21 protein-coding genes are annotated in these 19,269 nt (G+C 64.1%); 8 read left to right on the plus strand and 13 right to left on the minus strand.

Annotation, left to right across the window (positions count from 1 at the left end):
• Nucleotides 1-83: 83 nt before the first annotated feature.
• The 11 genes from GM909_RS17345 to GM909_RS17400 form a co-directional block, all read right to left on the minus strand.
• Nucleotides 84-1,361 carry an L-fuconate dehydratase gene (locus tag GM909_RS17345; RefSeq protein ID WP_157018114.1) on the minus strand — a complete coding sequence of 426 codons (1,278 nt, stop codon included), beginning with the start codon at nt 1,359-1,361 and terminating at the stop codon, nt 84-86.
• Between the two features lie 19 nt (nt 1,362-1,380).
• Entirely contained in the window at nt 1,381-2,226 is an 846-nt protein-coding gene (locus GM909_RS17350; protein WP_157018116.1) for a fumarylacetoacetate hydrolase family protein, read from the minus strand.
• A gap of 22 nt (nt 2,227-2,248) precedes the next feature.
• Nucleotides 2,249-2,980, minus strand: coding sequence for an SDR family oxidoreductase (locus tag GM909_RS17355; RefSeq protein ID WP_157018118.1), 732 nt, complete (start codon nt 2,978-2,980; stop codon nt 2,249-2,251).
• A 22-nt stretch (nt 2,981-3,002) separates the two neighbouring features.
• The gene (locus GM909_RS17360; protein ID WP_157018120.1) at nt 3,003-3,455 is read right to left on the minus strand and encodes a MaoC family dehydratase; all 453 of its coding nucleotides are present in this window, start codon (nt 3,453-3,455) and stop codon (nt 3,003-3,005) included.
• Complete coding sequence (locus GM909_RS17365) at nt 3,455-4,522, minus strand: Gfo/Idh/MocA family protein (RefSeq protein ID WP_157018122.1); 1,068 nt, start codon at nt 4,520-4,522, stop codon at nt 3,455-3,457. Before GM909_RS17365 ends, GM909_RS17360 begins: the two co-directional genes overlap by 1 nt.
• Before the next feature lie 186 nt (nt 4,523-4,708).
• The gene (locus tag GM909_RS17370) at nt 4,709-5,038 is read right to left on the minus strand and encodes an L-rhamnose mutarotase (protein ID WP_157018124.1); all 330 of its coding nucleotides are present in this window, start codon (nt 5,036-5,038) and stop codon (nt 4,709-4,711) included.
• A gap of 11 nt (nt 5,039-5,049) precedes the next feature.
• Nucleotides 5,050-6,162 (minus strand): mandelate racemase/muconate lactonizing enzyme family protein, encoded by a 1,113-nt coding sequence (locus GM909_RS17375; protein WP_157018126.1) that lies wholly within the window; start codon nt 6,160-6,162, stop codon nt 5,050-5,052.
• Nucleotides 6,163-6,164: 2 nt separating this feature from the next.
• Nucleotides 6,165-7,262: an ABC transporter ATP-binding protein gene (locus tag GM909_RS17380; RefSeq protein ID WP_157018128.1), complete on the minus strand. Its 1,098-nt coding sequence runs from the start codon at nt 7,260-7,262 to the stop codon at nt 6,165-6,167.
• Between the two features lie 3 nt (nt 7,263-7,265).
• Nucleotides 7,266-8,132 (minus strand): carbohydrate ABC transporter permease, encoded by an 867-nt coding sequence (locus GM909_RS17385; RefSeq protein ID WP_157018130.1) that lies wholly within the window; start codon nt 8,130-8,132, stop codon nt 7,266-7,268.
• 2 nt (nt 8,133-8,134) lie between these two features.
• Nucleotides 8,135-9,031, minus strand: coding sequence for a carbohydrate ABC transporter permease (locus GM909_RS17390; RefSeq protein WP_157018317.1), 897 nt, complete (start codon nt 9,029-9,031; stop codon nt 8,135-8,137).
• 291 nt (nt 9,032-9,322) lie between these two features.
• The gene (locus tag GM909_RS17400) at nt 9,323-10,642 is read right to left on the minus strand and encodes an ABC transporter substrate-binding protein (RefSeq protein WP_157018132.1); all 1,320 of its coding nucleotides are present in this window, start codon (nt 10,640-10,642) and stop codon (nt 9,323-9,325) included.
• A gap of 182 nt (nt 10,643-10,824) precedes the next feature.
• Here GM909_RS17400 and GM909_RS17405 point away from each other — a divergent pair, with 182 nt between their 5' ends.
• The 4 genes from GM909_RS17405 to GM909_RS17420 all read left to right on the plus strand — a co-directional run bounded on the left by GM909_RS17405 (nt 10,825) and on the right by GM909_RS17420 (nt 13,134).
• The gene (locus tag GM909_RS17405; protein ID WP_157018134.1) at nt 10,825-11,607 is read left to right on the plus strand and encodes an IclR family transcriptional regulator; all 783 of its coding nucleotides are present in this window, start codon (nt 10,825-10,827) and stop codon (nt 11,605-11,607) included.
• 65 nt (nt 11,608-11,672) lie between these two features.
• Nucleotides 11,673-12,509 carry an amidohydrolase family protein gene (locus GM909_RS17410; protein WP_157018136.1) on the plus strand — a complete coding sequence of 279 codons (837 nt, stop codon included), beginning with the start codon at nt 11,673-11,675 and terminating at the stop codon, nt 12,507-12,509.
• 59 nt (nt 12,510-12,568) lie between these two features.
• On the plus strand, nt 12,569-12,829 hold the full coding sequence (locus GM909_RS17415) for a CopG family ribbon-helix-helix protein (RefSeq protein ID WP_157018138.1): 261 nt from the start codon (nt 12,569-12,571) through the stop codon (nt 12,827-12,829).
• The gene (locus tag GM909_RS17420) at nt 12,826-13,134 is read left to right on the plus strand and encodes a type II toxin-antitoxin system RelE/ParE family toxin (protein WP_157018140.1); all 309 of its coding nucleotides are present in this window, start codon (nt 12,826-12,828) and stop codon (nt 13,132-13,134) included. The genes GM909_RS17415 and GM909_RS17420 overlap by 4 nt, the downstream gene beginning before the upstream one ends.
• A gap of 148 nt (nt 13,135-13,282) precedes the next feature.
• On the opposite strand, the gene GM909_RS17425 is transcribed toward GM909_RS17420, so the two are convergent.
• A complete protein-coding gene (locus GM909_RS17425) occupies nt 13,283-14,407 on the minus strand; it encodes an extracellular solute-binding protein (RefSeq protein WP_198174293.1) in 1,125 nt (374 codons plus the stop codon).
• The gene (locus GM909_RS17430) at nt 14,404-15,564 is read right to left on the minus strand and encodes a CaiB/BaiF CoA transferase family protein (RefSeq protein WP_157018321.1); all 1,161 of its coding nucleotides are present in this window, start codon (nt 15,562-15,564) and stop codon (nt 14,404-14,406) included. Before GM909_RS17430 ends, GM909_RS17425 begins: the two co-directional genes overlap by 4 nt.
• Before the next feature lie 305 nt (nt 15,565-15,869).
• Between GM909_RS17430 and GM909_RS17435 the strand changes: the two genes are divergently transcribed.
• From GM909_RS17435 to GM909_RS17450, 4 genes are read left to right on the plus strand one after another with little or no spacing between them, the layout of a single operon-like run.
• A complete protein-coding gene (locus GM909_RS17435) occupies nt 15,870-16,889 on the plus strand; it encodes a TRAP transporter substrate-binding protein (RefSeq protein ID WP_157018142.1) in 1,020 nt (339 codons plus the stop codon).
• A gap of 36 nt (nt 16,890-16,925) precedes the next feature.
• Nucleotides 16,926-17,462: a TRAP transporter small permease gene (locus GM909_RS17440; protein WP_157018144.1), complete on the plus strand. Its 537-nt coding sequence runs from the start codon at nt 16,926-16,928 to the stop codon at nt 17,460-17,462.
• Between the two features lie 8 nt (nt 17,463-17,470).
• Nucleotides 17,471-18,766: a TRAP transporter large permease gene (locus GM909_RS17445; protein ID WP_157018146.1), complete on the plus strand. Its 1,296-nt coding sequence runs from the start codon at nt 17,471-17,473 to the stop codon at nt 18,764-18,766.
• Nucleotides 18,763-19,221, plus strand: coding sequence for a DUF3237 domain-containing protein (locus tag GM909_RS17450; protein ID WP_157018148.1), 459 nt, complete (start codon nt 18,763-18,765; stop codon nt 19,219-19,221). The genes GM909_RS17445 and GM909_RS17450 overlap by 4 nt, the downstream gene beginning before the upstream one ends.
• Nucleotides 19,222-19,269: the final 48 nt, after the last annotated feature.

Below are 19,269 nucleotides of genomic sequence, written 5' to 3' on the forward strand. Positions count from 1 at the left end.
GCCAACCAGATCGTGGGCGGGCCGTCTCATCCATGCAGACGGCGTGCACCGCCGCGGCGGTGCACGGTGAGTAGACTGCAACCCTATCCCGACACGGCATAGGTCCTGATCGTTTCGGGCTTCATCTCGATGGAAAAGCCCGGCTTTTGCGGCGGCATATAGGCCGCGTCGCGGATGACGCAGGGTTCGAGGAAATGCTCGTGCAGGTGATCGACATATTCGATCACCCGGCCGTCCTTGGTGCCCGAAACGGCAACGAAATCGATCATCGACAAATGCTGCACATATTCGCAAAGCCCCACGCCGCCGGCATGCGGCCAGACCGGCAGGTCGTATTTTGCCGCCATCAAAAGCACCGCCAGCACTTCGTTGAGCCCGCCCATGCGGCAGGAATCGATCTGCACGACGTCGATCGCGCCCTCGGCGATGAACTGCTTGAACATGATGCGGTTCTGGCACATCTCGCCGGTCGCCACCTTCACTGGCGCGACCGCTTCGCGAATCCTCTTGTGCCCGGCCACGTCGTCGGGGCTCGTCGGCTCCTCGATGAAATAGGGATCGGCGAATGAGAGTGCCTTGACCCAGTCGACCGCCTCGCCGACCTCCCACACCTGGTTGGCGTCGATCATCAAATGGCGGTCCGGGCCGAGCACCTCGCGGGCAATCGTCAGCCGGCGCTTGTCGTCCTCCAGATCGCGGCCGACCTTCAGCTTGACATGGTTGAAGCCGGCATCGACCGCTTCCCGGCACAGCCGGCGCAGCTTGTCATCGGAATAGCCGAGCCAGCCGGCCGAGGTCGTGTAGCAGGGGTAGCCTTCCGCCTCGAGCGCGGCGATGCGCTCCGCCTTGCCCGGCTCGGCGCGTTTCAGGATCGCCAGCGCTTCCTCCGGTGTCAGCGCGTCGGTGAGGTAACGGAAGTCGACGATCCCGACGATCTCTTCAGGGCTCATCTCGGCGACCAACCGCCAAACCGGCTTTCCCGCTTCTTTCGCCCACAGGTCCCAGACCGCATTGACGACTGCGCCGGTGGCCAGATGCATGGCGCCCTTGTCGGGGCCGATCCAGCGCAACTGGCTGTCGCTGGTGACGTGGCGCCAGAAGCGGCCGGGGTCCTGCTTGATCCAGTCGAGATCGAGCCCGACGACGAGATGGCGCATCGCCTCGATCGCCGCGCAGCAGATGTCGTTGCCGCGGCCGATGGTGAAGGTCAGCCCGTGTCCTTCGAGCCCCGGCCGGTCCGTTTGCAAAACGACATAGGCGGCCGAATAGTCCGGGTCGGGGTTCATCGCGTCGGAGCCGTCGAGCGACTGCGACGTGGGAAATCTGATGTCGTGGGTTTTCAGGTCAGTGATGCGGGTCACGGGCTGGCCTCTGGTCTTGCTATTCGTCTGCCACGCAGGTCTGTTTCTGGCTGCCCAGACCCTCTATGCCGAGCTCGACGACGTCGCCTGGCTTGAGATAACGCGGCGGCTTCATCCCCATGCCGACGCCAGGCGGGGTGCCGGTGGAGATGATGTCGTCGGGCTGCAGCGACATGAAGCGGGAGAGGTAGGAGACCAGATGCGCCACGCCGTAGATCATGGTTCTGGTCGAGCCGTCCTGCATCGTCTCGCCATTGACCCTCAGCCACATGGGCAGATTCTGCGGATCGGCGATCTCGTCCTTCGTCGCCAGCCACGGGCCGGTCGGGCCGAACGTGTCGGCGGATTTGCCCTTGGTCCACTGGCCTTCATGCTCGATCTGGAAGGCGCGCTCGGAGACGTCGTGCACCGTGCAGTAGCCGGCCACGTAGTCGAGCGCGTCGGCTTCGCTGACATATTTCGCCGTCTTGCCGATGACGACGCCGAGCTCGACTTCCCAGTCGGTCTTTTGCGAGCCACGCGGAATGACGAGGTCGTCGTTCGGCCCACAGATCGCCGAGGTGGCCTTCATGAAGATGATGGGTTCCGGCGGCACGGCTGCGCCGGTTTCGGCGGCATGGTCGGAATAGTTGAGGCCGATGCAGATGAACTTTCCGGTGCCGACCACACAGGGGCCGAGACGCGGATTGCCGTCGACCGCGGGCAGGTTCGACGGGTCGACGGCCGAAAGGGTGGCGAGGCTTTCCGGCGAAAGCGCCGCCCCGGCAACGTCGGCGATGCGGCCGGAAAGATCGCGCAGCTTACCGTCATTATCGATAAGGCCGGGCTTTTCCGCGCCAGGCGCGCCATAGCGAACAAGTTTCATGGTGAGGTCCTCGGGTTGGGAGTCAGATGGTCCAGCCGCCGTCGATGGCGTAGGCTTGGCCGGTGGTATAGGTGGCGCCGGCAAGGTGCACGGCGAGGTCGGCGATTTCGTCCGCCGTGCCGATGCGGCCGATCGGCTGGCGGGCGATGAAGGCCTGGCGGGCCGCCTCGTAGTCGCCGGTTTCTTTCAGCCGCTCCTGCAGCGAAGGGCTGTCGACGGTTCCGGGGCAGATGGCGTTGCAGCGTATGCCCATGCCGACATAGTCGGCGGCGACGGCCTTGGTCAGGCCGATCACCGCCGCCTTGGTTGTCGAATAGGCGCAGCGGTTCGCCACGCCCTTCATGCTCGAGGCAACCGACGACATGTTGATGATCGCCCCGTCGCCGCGCGCGAGCATGCCCGGCAGCACGGCGCGAATGGTGCGCACCATCGCCTTGACGTTCAAATCGAAGGCGAAGTCGAGCTCGGCGTCCGTCATCTCCAGCACCGAGCCCGAATGCACCACGCCGGCACAGTTGAAGAGCACGTCGACCGCTCCGATCCCGGAGACCACCGAGGCGACGGCCTCAGCATCGAGCACGTCGAGCCGATGCATGACGATGCCGTCCGTACCCTTGAGCGCGGCCAGCAAGTCTTCGTTTATGTCGGTCGCGTGCACCTTGGCGCCGGCCCGCGCGAAGGCCAGCGCGCTGGCGCGGCCGATGCCCTGTCCGGCCGCGGTGATCAACACGCTCTTTCCCTGAAGTTGGCTCATCTCTCGTCCTTGCTGTTGTTGGTCAGGCCGCCTTGTCTCGGCGCTCGACCACGTAGATGTGGTCGGCCACGAGCACGACTTCGTCCTTCTGGTTCAAGACCTCGCAGCGCTCGAAGACGCGGCCGGCATCGGCCCGCTTGGGATCGTCCTCCTTGGCGATAATGGTCGTCTTCGTGCGGATCGTGTCGCCGATGAAGACGGGCCGCACGAAGCGCAGCCGGTCGTAGCCGTAGGAAAAGGCCACCGGATTGATGATGTTCGCCGTCAGCCCGACGCCGATCGAAAAGACCATTGTTCCGTGGGCGATGCGCCCGCCGAATTCGGACGCCTTCATGAATTCCGCATCCATGTGATGCGGGAAGAAATCGCCCGTATGGCCGGCATGGACGACGAAATCCGTCTCGGTGATCGTGCGCCCGTAGCTCATGCGGCCCGAGCCGATCTCGTAATCCTCGAAAAAGGTGGTGATTTCCATCAGGGCCTCTTTGCAAGCGGCGTGGCGGGAGCCGCACTCGAGCGGTAGGCGGCCTCGACCAGCGCCATGGTGTTCCAGGCGTCGGCGACCGAGCTGACGAGCTCGGCATCCTCGCCGGCGGCGTATCGCTGCAGATTGGCCATCCGGCCGACGAAGGCGTCGGGGAACCAGGTGCCCTGAAGCGGCACGTTCACCCATTCGCTGCCGCCTTTCGGCCGGATCTCGAGTATGTCCGGCTCGCCGCGCGGATAGTCGAGATTGACGCCGAGCTGCATATAGGCCGCGCCCTCCGTGCCGCAGACGCGGAACTCGCAGGCCTGGTATTTTCGGCCGAAATCATGATCGTGATTGATCGACAGCGCGCAGCGCACATCGTCGCCATAGTCGAGGATGGCGCTGGTGCGGGTCTGCGCCACATCGTGGTTGGGATGGCCGAGCGTTTTCGCGTGCACGCCTTGCGGATCGCCCAGGACCTGACGAATGAGATCCAGGTAATGGATCGAATGCATGGCGATCTCGATGCGCGGCAGGCCCTTGAGGAAGGGCCAGAGCTGCCAGGGCGTGGCGAGCGCCAGCCAGGCGTCGAAATCGACCACCTCGCCGAGCCAGCCCTTGGCGATGGCATCCTTCAGTGCCAGGGCCATCGGCGCGAAGCGAAGCTGGAAATTGACCGCTGCCTTGAGGTTCTTGCGCCGGCAGATCTCGAGAATACGGGTCGCCCCGTCGAGGTCGCTTCCCATCGGCTTCTGGATCAGCGCCGCGGCCTCATCCGGCAACGCTTCGAGCACCGTGGCGTGGGCGGCCGGCGGTGTCGCGAGGTCGAAGATCGCGCCCTCGACGGCCACCGCTTCCTCGACCGAGGAGAAGGCCTTGACGCCCCATTCTTCGGCCAGCTTCTGCGCCTTCGAGCGGTCCGGGTCGTAAAGGCCGGCAACGGGAAAGCCTGCCTTGCGATAGGCGGGAAAATGCGCATCGCCGACGATGGAGCCGGCGCCGAAGGTGACGATCGGGCGCGGTTTGGATGGCAAAGGCCAGGATTGGGCAAGCGTGGTCGGGTCGAAGGTCATGGCGCTGACCTCCTCTCCCCCCTTGAGGGGGAGATGGCCGCGAAGCGGCCAGAGGGGGTGCGTGCGGCCGCGCGCCGACCTTCCGGTTCGACGGCCGAGATGAGAGCGCCGTGCATTGCCGCAACGACCCCACCCGGCCGCTTCGCGGCCACCCTCCCCTCAAGGGGGAGGGAGCGATTGCGCATCTCAGTCATGATGAAAGACCTCCTCCATCATCGCCCACCATTCGCCGTCCTGGCGCGTTTCGAACGGAACCTGGCACGGCATGCACACGGCCCACCATTCCTGCGTCTTCGGATCGGCGGCCATTTTCGCTGCGTCGGCCTCGAAGTCGGTGCCGTGATATTCCCAGTAGCCGAAGAGAAGGTTTTCCGGTTCCTTCAGGAAGATCGAATAGTTCCTGATGTTGCAGGCCGAGATCATGGCAAGCACCTCGGGCCAGGCGGCGGCGTGGAGGCGCTTGTATTCGGCGACCTTTTCCGGATCGAGACCGATGACCATTCCCATGCGCTGCATGTCATCCTCCCTTAAGCTCTGATCTCTTTCGTGAATTCGGCGATGCTCTTCGCCTTGACGGCATCCCAGTCCCAGTCGATGCCGATGCCGGGCTCCGTGGGCGCGATCGCCTGGCCGTTTTCCACGCGCATCCGGGTTGCCGTCAGGTCGTCGAGCTGCGGGATATATTCGACATAGCGGCCGTTCTGCACCGCGCAGACCAGGCTGACATGCAGCTCCATCAGGAAATGCGGGCAGACCGGAATGTCGAAGGCTTCGGCCGCATGTGCCACCTTCAGCCACGGCGTGATGCCGCCGATGCGGCCGACATCGACCTGCACGACCGAGCAGGCGCCGCGCGCCATGTATTCGCGGAAATGACGGATCGAGTAGAGCGACTCGCCGACGGCGACCGGCGTAGAAGTGGACCGCGAAAGTCGCACATGGCCGTCGATATCGTCGGCCGGCAGCGGCTCCTCGATCCAGGCGAGATCGAGCGGCTTGAGGCGCTCGGCGCGCCGGATCGCCCCGTCGAGCGAGAAGCCCTGGTTGCAGTCGGTCATGATCTCGTAGTCGTCGCCAAGCGCATCGCGTACGGCTTCGAGCCGGCGGAAATCTTCCGAACCCGAGGGCTTGCCGATCTTGACCTTGGAACCGGTGAAACCCTGCGCCTTCGCCGCCAGCGCGTCCTCGACCAGTGCTTGCGTTTCGATATGCAGCCAGCCGCCCTCGGTCGTGTAGAGCGGTGCGCGCTCGCGGGCGCCGCCGGCCAGTTTCCAAAGCGGCAGGCCCTGCTTTTTCGCCCGCAGATCCCACAGTGCCGTGTCGACCGCCGCCAGGGCGATCGCGGTGATGGCGCCGATGGTCGTGGCGTGGGTGGCGAATTCGAGATCGTGCCAGATCGCCTCGATGCAGTCGGCGTCGCGGCCGATGAGGCGCGGCGCCAGATGGTCGGCCAGAAGCCGCATGACCGAGGAGCCGCCGGTACCGATCGTGTAGGAATAGCCGGTGCCCGACGCGCCGTCTGCATCCGTGATCGTGACGATCGGCGTTTCCTGACTGACGAAGCTCTGAATGGCGTCGGTGCGCTCGACCTTGGGAACAAGGTCGACCATGCGCAACTCGACTTTCTCGATCCGGGCCATGTTCAGACTCTCAGGCTCCTGCCCGTCTCGGCATCGAAGAGATGGGCCTGCGAAAGGTCGAAGGAGAGCTTTACCGGCTCGCCCGCTTTCATTGGGCGCGGATTGAGCATGCGCGAAACCCATTCCGTCCCGCCGAAACCGGCGAAGACCAGCGTCTCGTTGCCCAGCGGCTCGGTAATGGAGACGGTGCGCTCCATTTCGTGGACCTCGTGGGCCTCGCCCGAATGGATGCCGTGGCCGGACGGGTAGAGATCGTCCGGCCGCAGCCCGAAAACGACCTTCTGTCCGGCCGTCACCCGGTCGCGGAACTGTGCCGGCAGGGGCAGAGTGGCGTCCTCGCCGAAGGCCAGTTTGCCGTCATCGACGACGGCCTCGCGCAGGTTCATCGGCGGCGAGCCGATGAAGCCGGCGACGAAGTGCGTGGCAGGGCGCTGGAACACCTCTTCCGGGGTGCCGACCTGCTCGATATGACCGTCGCGCATGATGACGATGCGGTCGGCCAGTGTCATCGCCTCGACCTGGTCGTGCGTGACGTAGACGACGGTCGACTGCACCTTGGCGTGCAGCTTCTTGATCTCGGTGCGCATCTGCGTGCGCAGCTTGGCGTCGAGGTTCGACAAGGGCTCGTCGAACAGGAAGACCTCCGGATCGCGGACGATCGCCCGGCCCATTGCGACGCGCTGGCGCTGGCCGCCGGAAAGCTGCGAGGGGCGGCGGTCGAGAAGGGCTTCCAGGCCCAGCGTGCGCGCCGCCTCGGCGACGCGCTCTTCGGTCACGGATTTGTCCTTGCCGGCGATCTTGAGCGAGAAGCCCATGTTTTCGGCCACTGTCATGTGCGGATAGAGCGCGTAGGACTGGAACACCATCGAGATGTTGCGCGCGCGCGGCGGCAGGTCGTTGACCACCGTGCCGCCGATGCGGATTTCGCCGCCAGAAATGTCTTCCAGCCCGGCGATCATCCTGAGCGTGGTCGATTTTCCGCAGCCCGAGGGGCCGACAAGGGCGATGAACTCGCGGTCGGCCACGTCGAGATCGATGCCGTGCACCACTTCAACCGAACCGTAGCGCTTGACGAGCTTGCTGAGGGAAACGGGTGCCATGGTCTATCCTTTGACCGCGCCGGAGGTGAGGCCGGACACGAGATGTTTCTGGACGATGAAGGTGAGGGTCAGCGCCGGGACGATCATCACCACGGCCAGCGCGCACATGCCGCGCCAATCGATGGTGAACTCGGCCGTATAGTCGAGCAGCCCGACGGGCAGGGTCTTGGAATTGGTCGAGCGCGTGAGTTGCGAGGCCAGCGCGAATTCGTTCCACGAAATAAGGAAGGCGAAGATGCCGGCCGAGGCGATGCCGGGCCGGGCAAGCGGAAACTCCACCTGCCAGAAGGCCTGCCAGCGCGTGCAGCCGTCGATCTGCGCGGCTTCGGCCAAGTCCTTCGGCACTTGGCGGAAAAAGCCGTCGATGAGCCACACCGTAAAGGGCACGTTGAGCGCCACATAGGCCATGATGAGACCGAAATGCGTGTCGATGATGCCGAGCTTGGCGTAGACGAAGAAGAGCGGCAACGACAGCGCGATGCCCGGCACCGTGCGCGTCAGCATGAAGCCGAGGAAGATCGAGGTCTTCCAGCGGAAGCGGTAGCGCGCGAAGGCATATCCGCCGGCCATGCCGATGGCGAGCGCGATCACTGTCGAGGTGACGGAAATGATCAGCGAGTTCCTGAAATAGTCGAGCACCGGAATGCCGCCCTGGCCAACGCCGGAGAACATGGCGACATAGGCATCGAAGGAGAGCTCGCGCGGTATCCACACCGGCGGCTTGGCCATGATCTCGACCGTCGGCCGAAGCGAGGAGAGAACGATCCACAGGCCCGGCAGGCAGATGGTGGCCATGGCCAGGAAGAGGCCGATGCGATGGGCGGCGGTGAGAACCGCGCGTTTGAGGCTGTGAGCGGCATTGATGTCCATGACTACCACTCCGCTCCGATCTGGCTGCGCGCCTGGGCGAGCTTGCGAAAGAAGATGACCGTGAACAGGATCGACAGGAAAATCGCGAAATAGGCCATGGCATTGGCCAGCCCCATGCGGGCGTCGGAATAGCCGGTCCGCGCGATCAGCGTCCAAAGGATTTCGGTGCGCTTGGCCGGCCCGCCATCGGTCATGATCTTCACGATGTCATAGGCGCGCGCGATGTCCAGCGAGCGGATCGTCATGGCGATGAAGGCAAACGGCATGACGAAGGGCCAGGTGACATAGCGGAAGGTCTGCCAGGGCGTGCAGCCGTCGACGCGCGCCGCCTCCAGGGGTTCTCTCGGCATTGCCATGAGCCCGGCAAGGATGAAGATGGCGAAGACGGCGGTGGACGACCATATCTCGGCCACCAGGATGGCGATGAAGGCCAGCGTGCCGTCGATCAGCCAGGGAATGGCCCGGTCGGTCAGGCCGAGCGACTGCAGCGCGTTGTTGATGAGCCCGACATTGTCGTTGAACATGAACTTGAACTGGAAGCCCACCAGAACCGGCGAGAACATCATCGGAAACATCATGATGGTGCGCAGGATCCGCTGGCCGCGCGTCGCCTTCTCCACCAGCATGGCAAGGCCGAGGCCGAGGATCATTTCCAGGTTGAGGGCGAATGTCAGAAGCAGCACCGTGCGCCCGAAGGCGACCCAAAAATCCCAGTCGGTGAACAGGCGCTCGTAGTTGCGCAGACCGATGAAGGTCCAGATCGTATCCGGCCGCGTCAGGCGGAAGGGCGTGAAGCTCGAATAGAGCGACAGCAGAAGCGGAATGACGACGACCGCCGCCAATACGATGAAGGTCGGCAGCAAGAGCAGGAACGGCGCGGGCAGCTTCCAAGGCTTCAAGAAGCCTGACTTGGCCTCTCGGCTACGCGTCGTACCGCCGTCTGGCCTGCCGGCCATCTCCCCCTCAAGGGGGGAGATTTCAGATTTGCCTTGCCCCATCCTTCGGCTTCCCTGATTAGGCAACGACAGTGCCAAAGACGATCTCCCCCCTTGAGGGGGAGATGGCCGGCAGGGCAGAGGGGGGTGCACAGGAACGCCTTGCCTCTGCAACTATCGCGCCGAACATCATATCGGTCGTTTGCAAAATGAGAGGGCGCGGCGCATGTCACGCCGCACCCTCATGGGTGGCGATCAAAGCTCGCCGGCGTCCTCGAGGATCATGGTCGCCTCGTCGGCGGCATCATCGAGCGCCTGCTGGGCCGTCTTGTCGCCGAGGATGGCGGCCTGCAGCTCAGGATAGACGGCGTTCGAGATCTCGATCCAGGCTGGCGTCTGCGGCACCGGGAAGGCATGCTCCGCCGCCTGCTGGAAGGCTTTCAGCACTTCCTGGCGGTAGGCGTCGCCCTCGGCTTCGGCCACTACCCACTCCCACACGGCCGTGCGCGTCGGCAGCGGACCGGCCGAGGCTTCCAGCTTCTGGCTGTCCTCGTTGGTCAGCCACCAGACCAGCGACGCGGCGGCTTCCTTGTTCTCGCAGCTCTCGGTGACCGAGAAGCCGTGATGGCCGGACCAGCCGGTGCGCGTGCCCGACGAGCCCTTGGGCTGCACCTTGACGCCGACATTGCCGGCGACCTTGGAGGACTCGGGATCGTTGAAGAAGCCCGCCCAGCCCGGCCAGTCGAGGTTGAGGGCGACGGTGCCCGAGGCGAAGCCCTGGCCGAGATCGTCCCACAGATAGTTGGTCGTGCCGGCCGGAACGGCCTTGGCCTTGTAGAGGTCGACGAACCAGTTGAGCGCCCGCACGCCGGCCTCGGAATTGAAGGCCGGACGGCCCTCGGCGTCGAGATATTCGCCGCCCTCGGCGACAACCATCTCGTAGAAGCGGCCGTTGATGGCCTCTTCCTTGCCGGCGAACTGCGTGCCGTAGAACTGCGGCGGGTCGGCGAAGAACTTGGCCTGGTCGGAAACTTCCTGCCAGGTGTCCGGCGGCGCCAGGTCGTAGCCGTATTTCTCCTTGAATTCGGCCTTCTTCGCCTCGTCCTCGTAAAGGCTCTTTTGATAATAGAGCGCCGAGACGTCGAACTGGGCGCGCGGCAGCATCACCAGCTTGCCGTCGAGCGTGGACGCCTTGATGTTGGCCGGCACGAACGCGTCGATCTCTTCCTGCGGCAGCAGCGCGGCGAGATCTGCGTAGATGCCGGGATATTGCGGCGCGAAGGATGAGTGGTTGGAGCCGACGCACCAGCTGATCGTGCCGGTCGCGATGTCCGATTTGATCTCCTTGTCGAGCTCGAAATGGTTCTTCTTGGAGACGACATTGACCGTGGCGCCGGTCGCCTCTTGCCACTCCGCGATGCGGGCGTAGAGGGCCTCGTACTGCTGGCCGCCGATCAGCTTCGCGTCGATCGTCACACCGTCGAATTTTCCGGGCAAGTCCTGCGCGGCGGCCGTGGCGGCGCTGAGCGCCAGTGCCAGGGCGCCGACAGACGCGCCGGAGAGCAATCTGTTCATGGATATCCTCCCAATGGGCAATCGCCTCCAGCGCAATCGCGGAAGGCGTCTTTGCATGTCACCCTCATTGGTGAGGGCTTAATTTATATACAAACATCTGCTATTTTGAGCGTCAAGCGAAAACTGCGTTGCGCCGGCAGTGGCGATGCATATATGAAGATTTATCTTCACTGGAGATGCCCGTGAAAGACGAAGAGAACGATCGCTACCGCGCCCCCGCCCTCGACAAGGGGCTGGATATCCTCGAACTGCTGGCCGGGGTCGACGGCGGGCTCACCCAGGCCGAGATCGGCAAGCGGCTCGATCGCAGCCCCAACGAGTTCTATCGCATGCTCGACCGCCTCGTGCGGCGCGGCTATGTCACGCGTATCGATGGCGACCGCTACGCCCTGACGCTCAAGCTGTTCGGACTGGCGCAGCTTCATGTGCCGGTGCGCCGGCTCGTCTCCTATGCAACGCCGCTGATGCGCGAGCTTGCCGAAAGCTCCCGGCAGGCCAATCAGCTGGCGGTGTTCGATCGCGGCTCGGCGGTCGTCATCGCCCAGCAGGAGGCGCCGGGCTATTGGGGCATCTCGATTCGCGTCGGCTCGCATATCGGGCTTTTCGATACCGGCTCCGGTCACGTGCTTCTGGCGTTTCGCTCGCCCGAAGAGCGCCAGATGATGATCGCCGAAAATCTCGAGAGCGGTGAAAAGCCCGAACTTTCGCAAGAGTTCTTCGACCGGTTGGATCAGATCCGCGAGCGCGGCTACGAGATGATGTCGAGCGCTCAGACCGCCGGCGTCTTCAATCTGTCGGCGCCCGTGCTGGGGCCGGACGGCAAGGCGATCGCCGCGCTCACCGTGCCCTATATTGCCCTCGTCAACGCGAAGGACGCGCCCGATATCTCGGGCACGATGCAATTGCTTCTGAAGACCACCGCCGAACTGTCGAAGCTGGCCGGTTCGGATATGGGCCAGGAGTAGCATTCTTATTTGAAGAGATGATTTTCCTGTGAGGCTATGGCGTGGAATCTGTGAGGAGGTCCGCCATGTTCGTCGATACGCATCTGCATGTGATTGACCTGGAGGCGTTGCGCTATCCGTGGCTGGAGGAGGCGCCGGCGCTCAACCGGGATTTTTCCTATGAAACCTATGCGCTCGAGGCGCGGCGCGTCGGCATCGAGGCGAGCCTGCACATGGAGGTCGATGTCGCCGAGGATCAGATCGAGGCGGAGACCGAATATGTCGGCGGGCTCGCCCAAGGCCGGAAGAGCCTGATCGTCGGCGCCATCGCGTCGTGCCGGCCGGAGGAGGAGGGGTTTGCCGCCTATCTGGAACGCCAGCAGGCCAACCCCCTCGTCAGGGGTTTCCGCCGCGTCTTGCATGTCATGCCCGACGACTTGTCGGACGCACCGCTTTTTCGTCAAAACCTCAAGCGTCTCGCCGGCACGCGTTTCACCTTCGATCTCTGCGTGCTGCCACGCCAGATTCCCAAGGCCATCGCCTTGGCCGATCTGGCGCCCGACGTGCAGTTCGTGCTCGATCATTGCGGCGTGCCCGACATCAAGGCCGGGGAGATGGAACCCTGGCGGGCGCAGATTGCCGAGATCGCGCGGCGACCGAACGTGGTCGCCAAGATTTCCGGCGTCGTCGCCTATGCCGATCCCGATTCGTGGTCGGTGGCGACGCTCGGACCATGGGTCGAACACGTCGTCGAAAGTTTTGGCTGGGACCGGGTGGTCTGGGGCAGCGACTGGCCGGTCTGCACGCTGGGCGGTGGGCTGTCGACCTGGGTCGCGGCGACCCAGGCCTTGTTTGCAGGCGCCAGCGCCGACGAGCGCGCCCGGCTCTACGCGGACAATGCACGGCGCATCTGGAGACTTTGAACGCTGGCTCATGCTGGCATTTGTGGTAGAATGTACACATTCAAGCACGGAGTGTTTCCATGTCTGCCAGCACCACGATGACCATCCGCGTCAGTCCCGAAGTGAAGGAGAAGTTGGGGCGGTTGGCGCAAGACACCAGGCGCAGTCGATCCTTTCTGGCGGCGGAAGCAGTTGCCACCTTTGTGGATCGTGAACTCGAGATCATCGAGGGTATCCAGCACGGTCTTGCCGATGTGGAAGCCAGACGCGTGGTACCGCATGAAGACGCCATGGCGGAGCTTGTCTCCGTGATCGAAGCCGCCGAGGCAAGGAAGAGGTGAAGCGGCCCGTTCAGTGGTCGCGCGGTGCCCTCGAAGACCTCAAGGCGCAGATGTCCTACATCGCCACCGAAAATCCGCCTGCAGCACGGCGGGTGGCGGAAGGGATCCGCGCGACCGGTGTGGCGCTCGGCGACATGGCGACGGGACGTCCGGGGCGTGTGACCGGCACTTATGAGAAGTCGGTAGCGGGCCTTCCGATGATCCTCGCCTACGCAATCACCGGCAAGCCCGGCGGCGAGGTGATCTCCATCTTGCGTGTGATCCATACGTCGAGAGACTGGCCGCCGGAGGGATGGCCGAAATAGGTCGAGATCGGCATATCGATCATGTTAAGCAGGGCCTTGGCGCGCATTCGCTTCAAACGGAAACGTTGAAGCAAAGATATGCGCGCCAGATCAATATGCTGGAACATGTACCTTTCGCTCAAACGGGCTCGTTTGAGCGGGACATGTTCTAACTGGCGAACAGCCGGTTCAAGTCCGCAACGACCGTCTCGGCCGGCTCCTTCTCCACGAGGCCCGCATTCAGACGGTCCGACGCTGCCTGCTGAAACGCCATATAGCCGTCGTGGCGCGGCCGCATCCAGGCGCCATCCAGTGTCTTCCGCGTGTCTCGGTAAAAGCCGCCCGTCGCCGCGTTGACCCGTTCGTCGTCCCAGGCAGCGGCATGGCCCGGCTGGCCACCGGCTTCGGCGAACGGCCCGCGCTGGACACTGCCGCTGGCCACCCAATAGGCGAAGTCGATCGCCGCCGCGCGCTCGCTCGAGCGTGCCGAAACGGCAATGCCGGTGCCGCCGAGCGCAGAGCCGGCGGAGCCATTGGTGCCGGCCGCGGCGATGTCGGCAAAGGCGATGCGATGCGGCCGGAACCCGGCAATCGCGTAATTCGCATAGCCGTAGATGAGCGGCGCGCAGGCGATGGGAGATCCGTCTTCGGCCATGCGCTCCGAGACCGCGATCGGGTCCATCTCCATGCAGGCCGGATCGACCAGGTCGGCCAGTTCGCGCAGCATCTCGAAGACGGTCGCGCCGGCCTGCGGCGCGATGATCTCCGGGCCGGCCGTGCTGGCACAGGGATGGCCGAGATTGGCCGCCAGGGTGAAGAAGCTCATCAGGTTGTGCGGCGGTCTGAGCGGCAGCATCGCCTGTCCGTCGCGCGCAAGCACGAGCACGTCGCTCCATGTTGCGGGCGGCGCGTCCAGGCGATCGGTGCGCCAGGCGAGCACCTGTGCCGCCGCATCGATCGGAAAGGCCCTTTGCCGGCCCTCCCAGGCATAGCTTTCATAGGAGCGGCCGACGCTGCCCGCCGCGAGCTCTTCGCGTTCGGCCTCGCGTCCAGGCACGTCGAGCGGCGCCAGGCAATCCTCCGCCGTGATCTGACCGACATGCGGGTGGTCGATGACGATCAGGTCGTAATTGCGCGCGAGCTCTTCGACCGGAAAGGACTCGAAATCCTGCAGCGACCGCTTGTCCCATTCGATCTCGACGCCTGTCTTTTCCCGCCAGAGCGCCGAGCAGGCGACCATCGGATCGAAGCCGCGCGGGTGGCTCCACGTCATGCCTTTCAGCCTGGTCGTCACAGCCCGAACTCCTCGCGGATGGCTGCGCTGTGTTCGCCGATGCGCGGGGCCGCGCGCGCCGCCTTGGGCCGCTGGCCGTTGACGCGTATGGGCGAGCGCGTGGTGCGGATGGCGACATTGTCCTCCCGCTCGACCGTCTGCAGCATGTCGAGCAGTTTGAAGCCGTCGTGATCGAGAAGGTCGTTCCAGTCGAGCACCTTCGAGCACCAGATATCGGCCGGCTCGAGGATCTCCAGCCATTCCTGCGTTGTCCGGGTCACCGTCTTTGCGGCGATCACGGCCTTGATCGCGTCGCGCTCCGAAAACCAGCTTTGCGGCTTGTCGCGATAGGGTTCGAGCGTATCGAGCTCCATCAGGTCGATGAGCTTCGGGATCGGCGTCATGGCGATGGCGAGAAAGCCGTCGCGCGTCGGATAGACGCCGTAAGGCGCGGCCAGATAGGCGTGCGCGCTGCGCACATTCGAGCGTCTGGGCAGGCGTCCGCCGTCGTTTAGAAACGTCGTCAGAACCTCGAACTGGAAATCGACCAGCGCCTCCAGCAGGCTGGTCTGCACATGGCTGCCCTTGCCGGAAATGCCGCGGCGCACCAGCGCGGCCAGGATGCCTTGCGCGGCGGCCGCGCCGGCCAGCATGTCGGCAACCGCCAGGCCGAAGGGCACCGGGCCCTGGCCCTCGTCGCCGTTCAGCCACATGACGCCGGAGCGCGATTGGGCGAGCAGGTCCTGGCCCGGCCGCATCACCCACGGTCCCTCTTCGCCGTAGCCGCTGATCGACGCGTAGACGATGCCCGGATTGAGCGCCTTGACGCTCTCGTAGTCGAGCCCCAGCCGCTCGATCACGCCGGGCCGGAAATTCTGGATCAGCACGTCGGCGCGCGCCAGAAGCTTGCGCAGAGCATCGACGTCCTCCGCCTTTTTCAGGTCGATGGCCAGGCTCTCCTTGCCGCGGTTGATGGCGTGGAAGATCGTCGAATCGCCGCCGATCTCGGTGTCGCTCAGATAGAGCTGACGCGAGAGGTCGCCCTGGCCGGGTCGCTCGATCTTGATGACGCGGGCGCCCAGATCCATCAGCCGCAGCGAGCAATAGGGCCCCGACAGGAACTGGCTCATATCGACGACGACCAGTCCGTGGAGAGGCAATTCGGCCCCTTCCGCCATGCTGTCGTCGTCAATCGGCTCTGCGCGTCCGCTGTCTGCAGGGCCGCGCCCCAAGGTATGCTGGTCGGGCATCTGTCCTCACTGATATTCTTGCATGAAGAGATTATTTAAATATGAGGCAATTGGCAAGGCTCTTGCGGCACAGCTGGAGACAATCCGCCAGCTGCGGAAATGGGCTCATTTCTGCGAAATAGCTGGACCGGCGCAGTTTCCGCCTTGACTGAATAGTTCTATGCCATAACTTTTGCCTGTCCGGGCCGGTTGGAGCATGTGGGATCCGGGCGCGATTGAGGGAGGAATTTCCAATGCTACGCACAGGATGCGCGGCGCTTGCCGTGTTGTTGACCACTGTCGCATCGCCGACATTTGCCGCCGAGGTCGAATTCAGGCTTGCCCACTGGCTGCCGCCGACGCATCCGGTGCAGACGATGGGCATCGAGCCGTGGGCGAAATCCATTTCCGAAGCGTCGGGCGGCCGGATATCGATCACCGTCTTTCCCGCTTCGCAGCTCGGCTCGCCTCCCGACCACTACGACATGACGCGCGACGGCATCGCCGATATGGGCTACGTCAATCCCGGCTATCAGGCCGGACGGTTTCCGATCTACAGCCTCGCCGAGATCCCATTTCACGTCAAAGACGCCAAGAACGGCGCCGCCGCGCTGCATGAATGGTACGCCCAATACGCGCCGACCGAAATGTCGGACGTCAAGTTCTGCCTGATCAACCCGCATGATCCCGGCACGATGCATTCCAAGACCGAGGTCAAGGTGCCGGCCGACATCAAGGGCATGAACGTCCGTCCGGCCCACGCCACCATGGCGCGCTTCGTCTCCAATCTCGGCGGGGCCAGCATCCAGGTGCCGGCGCCGGAGGCGCGGGAAGCGCTGGCCAAGGGCACGGCGGACGCGATCACCTTCCCCTGGAACTCGATCTATATCTTCGGCATCGACAGCGAAACCAAGTATCACCTCGACATGCCATTCTACATTTCCTCGCAGATGATCCTCATCAACAAGGCCAAGTATGAGGGGCTGGCGCCGGAGGACAAGAAGGTGATCGACGATCACTGCACGTCGGAATGGTCGCAGAAATTTTCCACCGGATGGGCCGACAACGAAGCCTCCGGACGTGACAAGATGATAGAGTCCGGCGAGCATACGCTTTACGAGCCGACCGGGGAGGAGATCGAGCTCTGGCGCGAGGCAGCCGCCCCGCTTGTCGACCAGTGGAAAAAGGACGTCGAAGCCGCGGGCGGCGATCCTGAAGCGATCTATCAGGAATATGTCGACGCGCTGAAGCGCCACGGTTCGCTCTACGAGTAGGCCCGTCGCGCTTATTGACGAAGGAGGAGGTGCGGCGTGCGATTTGCCCGGGCCCTCGAGACGCTCTCGATTGCCATCGAGAAGGTTGCGGCGGTCCTGCTCGCCGCGATCACGCTCTTGATCGTCGCTTCGGCGATCGGCCGCTATGTCTTCGCCGCACCCATTCCCGATGCCTTCGATATTTCGCGTTTCCTGCTTGGAGCGGCGATCCTGTGGGGCTTTGCCAGCGTCGGCTTTCGCGGCTCCCATATCAAGGTCGACATTTTCGCCGAGATGATGCCGGCCGGATTGCGCCGCGTTGTCGACATCTTTGCCTGGAGCGTTCTCCTCGTCTTCGCGGCGCTGCTTTCCTGGAAGATGTGGGACCGTGTGCTGAGTGCCGCGGCCAGCGGCGAGGCGACGTTTGATCTCAGGCTGCCGGCCTGGCCGATGATGGCGCTGATTGCAGCGGGTGCGGCGGTGAGCATTGTCGCCATCGTCGCCCGCATCCTCATCATTGCGCGCGGCGAGGGCGGGCTCGACGCGTTCGAGGATGCCGAAGCCTCTTCGTCTCTGGACGACACGCATGAGTAACAGCCGGTATGAGTGAATCAGACATCGTTGCGGTTTCGGGCTTCGTGATCCTCTTTGCCCTGATGGCGCTGCGCGTTCCCATCGGCGTCGCCATGGGGCTTGTCGGCATCGGCGGCTTTGCCGCGATCGCCGGCGTTCAGCCGGCCTTGAACCTGTTGGCGCAATCGCCGATCCGCACCGTTACCGACTTCAATTTGAGCCTGATCCCGTTCTTCATTCTGATGGGTGTTCTGGCGACAAATTCCGGCATGTCGCGCGAGCTGTTTCGCGCCGGCTATGCCTGGCTGGGGCAGTTTCGCGGCGGCATGGCGCTGTCGACGATTGCCGCCTGCGCCGGCTTCTCCGCCATCAGCGGCTCCTCGGTCGCCACCGCCGCCACCATGACCAAGATCGCCCATCCCGAGATGAAGCGCGTCGGCTATCCCGACGATGTCTCGACCGGAGTAATCGCGGCCGGCGGCACGCTCGGCATTCTCATTCCGCCGTCGGTCGTGCTGGCGGTCTACGCCTATATCACCGAGCAGGATGTCGGCAGGCTTTTCATCGCCGGTGTCGTGCCGGGGCTCTTGGCGGTGCTGATGTATATGGCCACGGTGCGCGTCGCCCATGGACGCAAGCTGCCAAAAGGCGTGACCTTCGAGCTCGGCAAGGCGGTGCGGTCACTGGCCGGCGTGTGGGCCGTGCTTGTCCTGTTCATCGCCATTATCGGCTCGATCTATCTCGGCATCGCCACCGCCACGGAGGCGGCCGCCGTCGGCTCCGTGCTGACGGCGCTGATCGGCATGTTGCGCCGGCGCCTCGGATTTCGCGCGCTCATGGAAAGCCTCATCGAGGCGCTGCGCACCTCGGTCGCCATCTACACGATCCTGATCGGCGCCATCCTCTTCGGCTATTTCCTGGCGATCACCCAGACCCCGCAGAAGATTACCGCGATCCTCGTCTCCTGGGATCTTGGCGCCTATGGCACGCTGGCCGTCATTCTCGGCTTCTTCCTGCTCATGGGCTGCATTCTCGACGCCATGGCAATGATCATTTTGCTCGTGCCGATCGTCTATCCCGTCATCCTGCAACTCGGCTTCGACCCGATCTGGTTCGGCATCATCATCGTCATGACGGTCGAGCTTGGTCTGATTACGCCGCCGGTCGGCATGAACGTCTTCGTCATCAACACCATTTCGCGTGACGTGAGCTTGCCGACGATCTTCCGCGGCGTTCTGCCGTTCGTCGCCGCGGACATCATCCGGCTGGCCATTCTCGTACTTTTCCCCGCCATCGTCCTCTTCCTGCCGGGAACCATGAAATGATCGAACCTGAACTCCGCCATCTGTGTGATCTCAAGGTCGAGCTCGGCGCGCCGATCGAACTGGGTGACGCCCCACGCGGCAAGCGGCGCATCATTCCCATCGTCGGCGGCACGGTCACTGGCGAGCGCCTTGCGGGCCGCATTCTCGACCTCGGGGCGGACTGGCAGACCGTCCTTGCCGACGGAAGTGCCGAGCTCGACACGCGCTACGCGATGGAAACGCATGACGGGGCGGTGATCGATATCCGCAATTTCGGCTATCGCCACGGCCCGAAGGAGGTGCTGGAGCGCCTGGCCCGTGGAGAGGCGGTCGATCCTGCCAGCTATTACATGCGCACGCGGCCGAGCTTCGAGACCGGCGACGCGCGCTATGAATGGCTGAACCGGACCATGTTCGTCGGCACCGGCACGCGCGGCACCGACCATGTGAGCCTGACCTTCTTCGAGGTTGTGTAACGCATCGGCGTTGACCGCCGCGGCGATTGACCTATCCTGTTTGGCCCG

Source organism: Mesorhizobium xinjiangense (assembly GCF_009749525.1).
Classification (GTDB): domain Bacteria; phylum Pseudomonadota; class Alphaproteobacteria; order Rhizobiales; family Rhizobiaceae; genus Mangrovimarina; species Mangrovimarina xinjiangensis.